Annotated in this window: 5 protein-coding genes; all 5 read right to left on the bottom strand. The window is 67.6% G+C overall.

Features of this window, described 5'->3' with window-relative positions; translation table 11 throughout:
* Positions 1-159: 159 nt before the first annotated feature.
* Positions 160-1,578 carry a CsgG/HfaB family protein gene (locus AC1D2K_RS28055; protein WP_478092815.1) on the bottom strand — a complete coding sequence of 473 codons (1,419 nt, stop codon included), beginning with the start codon at positions 1,576-1,578 and terminating at the stop codon, positions 160-162.
* A gap of 4 nt (positions 1,579-1,582) precedes the next feature.
* Positions 1,583-2,227 carry a hypothetical protein gene (locus AC1D2K_RS28050; RefSeq protein ID WP_478092814.1) on the bottom strand — a complete coding sequence of 215 codons (645 nt, stop codon included), beginning with the start codon at positions 2,225-2,227 and terminating at the stop codon, positions 1,583-1,585.
* 44 nt (positions 2,228-2,271) lie between these two features.
* On the bottom strand, positions 2,272-3,423 hold the full coding sequence (locus AC1D2K_RS28045) for a hypothetical protein (protein ID WP_478092812.1): 1,152 nt from the start codon (positions 3,421-3,423) through the stop codon (positions 2,272-2,274).
* Positions 3,414-4,499, bottom strand: coding sequence for a hypothetical protein (locus AC1D2K_RS28040; RefSeq protein WP_478092810.1), 1,086 nt, complete (start codon positions 4,497-4,499; stop codon positions 3,414-3,416). The genes AC1D2K_RS28045 and AC1D2K_RS28040 overlap by 10 nt, the downstream gene beginning before the upstream one ends.
* A gap of 192 nt (positions 4,500-4,691) precedes the next feature.
* Positions 4,692-5,996 (bottom strand): PQQ-dependent sugar dehydrogenase, encoded by a 1,305-nt coding sequence (locus AC1D2K_RS28035; protein ID WP_478092808.1) that lies wholly within the window; start codon positions 5,994-5,996, stop codon positions 4,692-4,694.
* Between the last annotated feature and the right edge of the window lie 164 nt (positions 5,997-6,160).

The raw sequence follows: 6,160 nt of genomic DNA, 5'->3' as shown, positions 1-6,160 counted from the left end.
CTCGTATGCCGACGAGCTCTATGCGCTGCGCAACAACATCCACACGGTCCGCAAGCGGGTGCTGGCGAGCGCGCCGGGCGAGGTCCAACGTGGACGGCCCTTCGCTTCGGAAGCTGCCTGACCCTCGGGCGATGTCCCGAGGGCCGGCAACTCACCCACTCACCACTTGTCGTCGACGGCGGGCGCTTTCGCCGCGGCAGGCGCAGTCGCGGCCCGCGGCACGGCCTGCTTCGGCTTGACCGTCGCGGCCGCCGGTGGGGCCGAACTGTCCGTCGCCGCGGCAACGCGCGCCGACACCACCCCGCGCAGTTGAAGCGCACCGGGCTGCAGGCCATCGAGATTCATCTGCACGCGCTCGAGACGGCCCTGCGCCATGCTCGGCGTCACGCGGTCGATCACGACTTCGCAGCAGTCGGACTCGACGCGACCGAGCGACTGGTTGGTCTGCGGGTCGAACATCTCCTTGCCCATGTGGACCAGCCGGTAACGCGCGCCTTCGCGAACGGCATGGCCGCCCTGGCTCAGCACCACGGCATCGCCCTCGCGCGAAATCACGGTCACCGGGAAGGTGCGCGAGACGATGCCCGAGACGATGCGGCTGGCGATGTCGTTCTGCATGCCCTCGCTCACCTGGGCGCCGTCGACACCGGTGCCCAGCGTCGTGGCGGCCACGCTCGGCGCCTCGCCGCGCAGCGACTCGGACAGCATCACCTGGCGCGTCGCCACGTTCACCAGCTTCTGCGAGACGGCCCAGCCACCCGAGTAGCTCACCAGCTCACGGTCGCTGGTCTGCAGCTTGCGCGCGTGGCGGTTGTAGGCAAAGGAACTGATCTTGCCGACCCACACCACGTCGGCGCTCATCGCCTGCCCCAGCTTGCCGAACTCGGCGCGCGGCGCCTGACCCGACGAGATCAGGTCGAGCTCCTGTGCCACCTCGCCGCCCAGGTCGCGGTCGAGCACCGTGAAGCGGCCGGTGTTGGTCAGGGCCGCGAGGATCTGCTGACGCAGGTCCTCGGCCACCTTGTCGGCCGGCACGCTGCGTCCGCCGACCGCGAACGCTTCGGTGTCGAAGCGCAGCGGCGCGATCACGATCTTCAGCTTCTTGCTGTCGGCCGCCGCCGGCGTGAACTTGGCCACCTCGGCGTCGATGTCGGCCTTGTAGAAGCCGCGGCTGTCCGGCCCGTCGAGCTGCTTGACCTTGAATCCCGTGATGGCGCCGCCGGCGCTCTGCACGATGTGCTCGGCGAACGCGTTGGCGCGCAGCGCTTCCGCATCCTTGCCGTGCGCCAGCGACAGCGTGACCTTGAACTGCTCGGAACTCAGGTCCACGGTCTGGCCGTTGGCCTGCTTGAGCGCCATGCGGATGGCTTCATCGACGGCTTCGGCCGCCGACGCGCCGGCGCCCTTGGCGTTCACCGTCACGGTGCCGACCTTGCCCACGTCGGGCATCGGCGCCACCGGTGCTGCCGGAGTCGCCGGCGGTGTGGCGGCCACGGGAGCTTCGGGCGGTTTGGCCTTGTCGCAGGCCGCCACCGAAAGAGCCACCAGCGCGGCCAGTGCGAGTCGGTTGAGCTTCATGGGATCAGAACGAGCCCAGCGCCTTGGTGGCGTCGGTCGGCACCGGGATGTCGTGGCTCTTCGCGTAGGCCGTCGAGACGCTCAGCGTGTCGTAGACGTTCTTGGCATTGCCCGGGAAGTTCGTCACCACGTAGGCGCCCGAGCTCAGCTTGGTCATGGCCAGCATGGGCGATGCCTTGAGCGTGTTGGCGAAATTCGTGATGTGCGGGCGCAGGCCGACGTACTTGATGACGCCGGTGCCCAGGGACGCCATGCCCGAGGCGTAGAGCGCCTGCGACTCGGCATCCATCTTGAGGTTGCCGTCCTTCAGGCGCTCGCTGATTTCCTTGGAAGAATCGCTCTGGATCTTGTCGGCATCCGACAGGTTGCCCTTGGTCGCGCCGTCGCCGAGCGCATCCGCCGTCGACTTGAGCTTGGCCGCCGATTCCTTGAGGCMGACGGCTTCCGCCATCTTCGACTGGGCCACCAGCACCTCCTTGTTGGCGGCGACATAGGCGCGCACCAATTGATCCTGCTGGGCGCCTTCGTTGCCCGCGGGCGCCGACGACGAACCGCCGCCGGTCAGGCCGCCGATCGATGGCATGGACAACTGGGCGAAGGCCGAGGACGAGACGAGGACGCAGGCAAGCGCAATGGCGTTGAATTTCATGACGTTCGAGAGAGAAAAGGGAAGAAAGAAGAAAGACCGGCGCATCAGCGCAGGCCGATGTTGGTGACCTGGCTCACGAGTTCGCGCGCGGCGCTGTCGGCGGCCTTCTTGAGTGCGTTGCCGCGCGCTTCGGCTTCGGTCGGGCCGACGCCGGCGTACTGCACCGGGCCGACCGTCGACAGGTTTTCGGGGATGCCGCTGCTGAGATCAAGGATCTTGCCGGTGACGGTCACCGCCACGCGCTTCAGGCCGCTGGCGGGATCGGTGTCGGCGAGGCCGACGTCGAGCGTGCCGAATGCGAGGTACGGCACCTGGGCCGCCTGCAGGCCGCGCACGACGTCGCGCAGCGTGGCCGGGTCGAGGTCGTTGCCGCTCTTGTAGTCGTTCTCGACGTTCTTGATCTTCAGCAGGCCGTTGGTGTACGGCTCGACGAAGGCGGCTTCGAGCACCTTGAAGCCCGCCGAGGCGAAGACGCCGGTGAACACCGAGTTGAGGTTGGCGCTCGGGAAGATGCGCCAGGTGGATTCGCTGGACTTGCGCGTCGTGCTGCCGCCGGTCTCGATCGTGTCGGTGCGCTTGGCGTCGATCGAGGTCGAGCGCTTGACCGATGCATTGGTGCCGATCCGGCCATTGCCGATCGACTCGCCCTCGACCCCGCTGCGATCGTCGGAGCGCTTGGCGTCGACCTTCACGCCGCGATCGACGCGCTGGTAGACACGGTCGTCGAAGCTCTTCTCCGAGTCGACCTGGCGCGAGACGAACAGGAAGGTCAGCTTCGACTTGTCGCCCTTCGCCACGGCCTGCGTCGCCGAGCCGGCCTTGACCGCGTTGCGCAGCTGCGCCACGTTGATCGAGGTGCGCACGGTGACGGTGTAGACCTGCTTGTCGGTCTGGTCCTGTTCGTCCAGCACCGTCGTCTCGAGAATGAACTTGTCGAGATTGGCGGCCACGCGATCGCGGATCGCATCGAAGTTGGCCGACTCCGCCTGCCCCGCCTCGGCGTAGTAGAACTCGACCGCCTTGACCTGCGCTTCGCGCAAGGCCTTCTGCTTGTCGTCGGCCGAGGCCTTGCTGCCGAACACCGAGCCCTGGTAGGTCACGGAAGCCTTGCCGCGCGCGTTGGCGACCTGCGCCTGCGTGGTGAAGGCCGCCGCGGCCATAAGCAGCATCAGGAAGACGTTGCGGATTACTTGCATAGATTGAGTACCTCTTTGGTGGCCGTGATTTGCTTGTCGATGTCCTTGTTCGCCGCGGCATCCTTGAGCCAGGCGTCGCCGGGGCCGGCGAGGACGTTCGAGAGTTTGGTGAACAGGCCGCGCAGGCTGTCGCTGTAGGCCGGGAAATCGTCCACGGTCTGCTGCGAGGACGGAACCGTCTTGACCTCGCCGTTCTTGAATTCGGATTCGAGGTACACGCGGCCGGAGAGCGGCTGGTGGATCTTCAGCTGCACCTTCGAGGCATAGATGTAGCTCGTGCCGGCGGCGACCTTGGCGTGTTCGAAGCGACCGAAGCGCGACACGTCGACCACGATCGCGTAGTCGGGCTCCGGCAGCTTGAGTTCGTACACGGAACCGTCCGCGATGCGCATCGACATCACCTGGCCGATCGCATGGCCCTTCGCATACGGAAGGATTGGCACACCGGTGCGGCTCGAGATGGCTTCGCTCAGCATGTCCGCGACCCAGGTCTCCGCCACGCCCGGCTGGGCGGCGAGCGCGGCAGGCAGCGCCTTGCGCGCCTCGTCGCTCACCGTGGCCTGGGAGACCTGCAGGAAGCGCGGCACCTGGCTCGGCAGCGAAGCGCGGCCCAGCGCATCGGCGAAGCGCGCGACGATGCCGGGCGTCGTGCCCGCACCAAGATAGAGCGTGCGGACGCGGCTGGCGAGTTCGTCCTCCGTCGGCGCATGGTCCAACAGGTCCACATAGGCCACGCTGAAGGGATAGGCGCGCAGCACGGTCATCGTCTTGAAGTCGAAGAACATCGCCTGCGCGCGCAGCTGGATGAACAGCTTGGAATAGGCACCGAACTGCTCGGTCGAGACCGTCTCGCCGCTCATCACGAGCGCCACCGTGATCGACTGGTCGCGCCCCTTGAGCTCGGCCAGATTGACGGTGTCGAGCTCGAAGGCCCGGGGCGGCTGCGTCGCCACCGCCTGGCGGATCAGGTCATTGACACCCGTCCCCCCGAGCGAGGCCGCGAAGCGCTGCGAATACGGAAAGCGGCTCGGGATGCTCTGTGCGTCGCCCGAGTACGCGAAGCCCGCGAGGGACACCGTGACTGCGAATGCCGGACCGCCGAACCCCAGACTCCCCAAAAAAACCAAGACCAGGCCGCGGCAGCGCCGCGCCATTTCCATCCCCATCCCCATGCCCATGCCGATATCCCGCTCGCACTAAAAAAGTGCGCAGATTTTACGACATCAACTGTTACACGGAAAAACAACAACTTTCGACTGGAGATGCGTTCACTGGCGCTGCAACCGCAGCAGCTTGCCGTTGCTGCTGTCGGTCAGCAGGTAGAGCCAGCCATCGGGCCCCTGCCGCACGTCGCGGATGCGTTCGCCACGGTCGGCCAGCAGCCGCTCGCGGGCGATGACGGCATTGCCGTCCAGCGTCAGCCGCCACAGCGCGGTGCCGGCCAGCGCGCCGACGAAGAGATTGCCCTTCCAGTCGGGCAGCGCGTCGCCGGTGTAGAACGCCAGGCCGCTCGGCGCGATCGACGACTTCGGCGTGCCCGGGGTCCAGGCCGAGCCGTCGCTCTTTTCCCAGTAGGTGAGCGGCTGTTCGAGCCCGGCCTGCGCCGTGCCGACGCCGACCTGCGTGAGGGTGCCGTATTCCTGGCCGTAGCTGATCACGGGCCAGCCGTAGTTTCGGCCGGCAAGGGTCAGGTTGAGCTCGTCGCCGCCTTGGGGGCCGTGCTCGCTGGTCCAGAGCTCGCCGGTCACCGGATGCAGCGCCGCCCCTTGCGGGTTGCGGTGGCCGTAGCTCCAGATGTGGGGCTGCGCGCCGGGGGTCGCGGCGAAAGGATTGCCCGGCGCGGCCGCGCCATCGGTGGTGATGCGCACCACTTTGCCGTTGCCGCGCGAGAGGTCTTGCGCGAAGCCGCGCTGGGTGTCGAGCAGGCGCTCGCCCATCGTCACGAACAGATAGCCGTTGCGATCGAACACCAACCGGGACCCGAAATGCGCCGTGCTGTCGACCTTGGGCGACTGCCGGTAGATGACGGTGAGGTTGACGAGGCCGCGGTTGGCCGCATCGAGTTCGGCTCGTGCGACCGCGGTGCCGTTGAGACCGGGATTCGATCCGTCGCGCTCGGAAAAGCTGAAATAGATGCGGCGATTGCTCGCAAAGTCCGGGTCCACCGCAATGTCGAGCAAGCCGCCCTGCCCCACCGCGGCGACCGGCGGCAGGCCGGCGACCTGGTCGGCCCCGCCGTTGACCGGCGAACCGTCGGCATTGCGCAGCCGCAGCTGGCCGCCGCGCTGGGTGATCAGCATCCGGCCATCGGGCAGGAAGGCCAGGCCCCACGGGGTATCGAGGCCGGTCGCCAGCTCGGTGACCTTGACCGACATCGTCGACGCCGCGGGCGGTGCAGGTGCTGGTGCAGCAGGCGGCGTGGCGACGCTGCCGGCCGGCGGGGCCGGGGCCGGCGTCGCGATGGCGCTAACGCCGAAGGCGGCGACCGAGACGCTGGCGCCCCCACCGCCGCCCCCGCAACCGGCCAGGGCGGCCAGGGCCATCGCAAGAAAGTACCGAGTCGCTGCTGCCATTGCACGCTCCTTCGGACGGGCGCCGCGACGCGCCCGGGTCATTTCGCCTGACTACTTTAGCGCCTTGAAGCGCATCCGGTGCGGCTTGGCGCCTTCTTCGCCCAGGCGCTTCTTCTTGTCGGCTTCGTACTCCTGGTAGTTGCCGTTGAAGAAGGTCCACTGGC

Source organism: Variovorax sp. P1_H12_2 (genome assembly GCF_056405335.1).
Note: the sequence above shows the minus strand (reverse complement) of the source record. Positions and strands in the feature narration are given on the sequence as shown.

What these genes read in the sequence shown, in the direction of transcription:
- AC1D2K_RS28055 (WP_478092815.1), bottom strand. Translation starts at nt 1,578, where the DNA reads ATGAAGCTCAACCGACTCGCACTGGCCGCGCTGGTGGCTCTTTCGGTG.
- AC1D2K_RS28045 (WP_478092812.1), bottom strand. Translation starts at nt 3,423, where the DNA reads ATGCAAGTAATCCGCAACGTCTTCCTGATGCTGCTTATGGCCGCGGCG.
- AC1D2K_RS28035 (WP_478092808.1), bottom strand. Translation starts at nt 5,996, where the DNA reads ATGGCAGCAGCGACTCGGTACTTTCTTGCGATGGCCCTGGCCGCCCTG.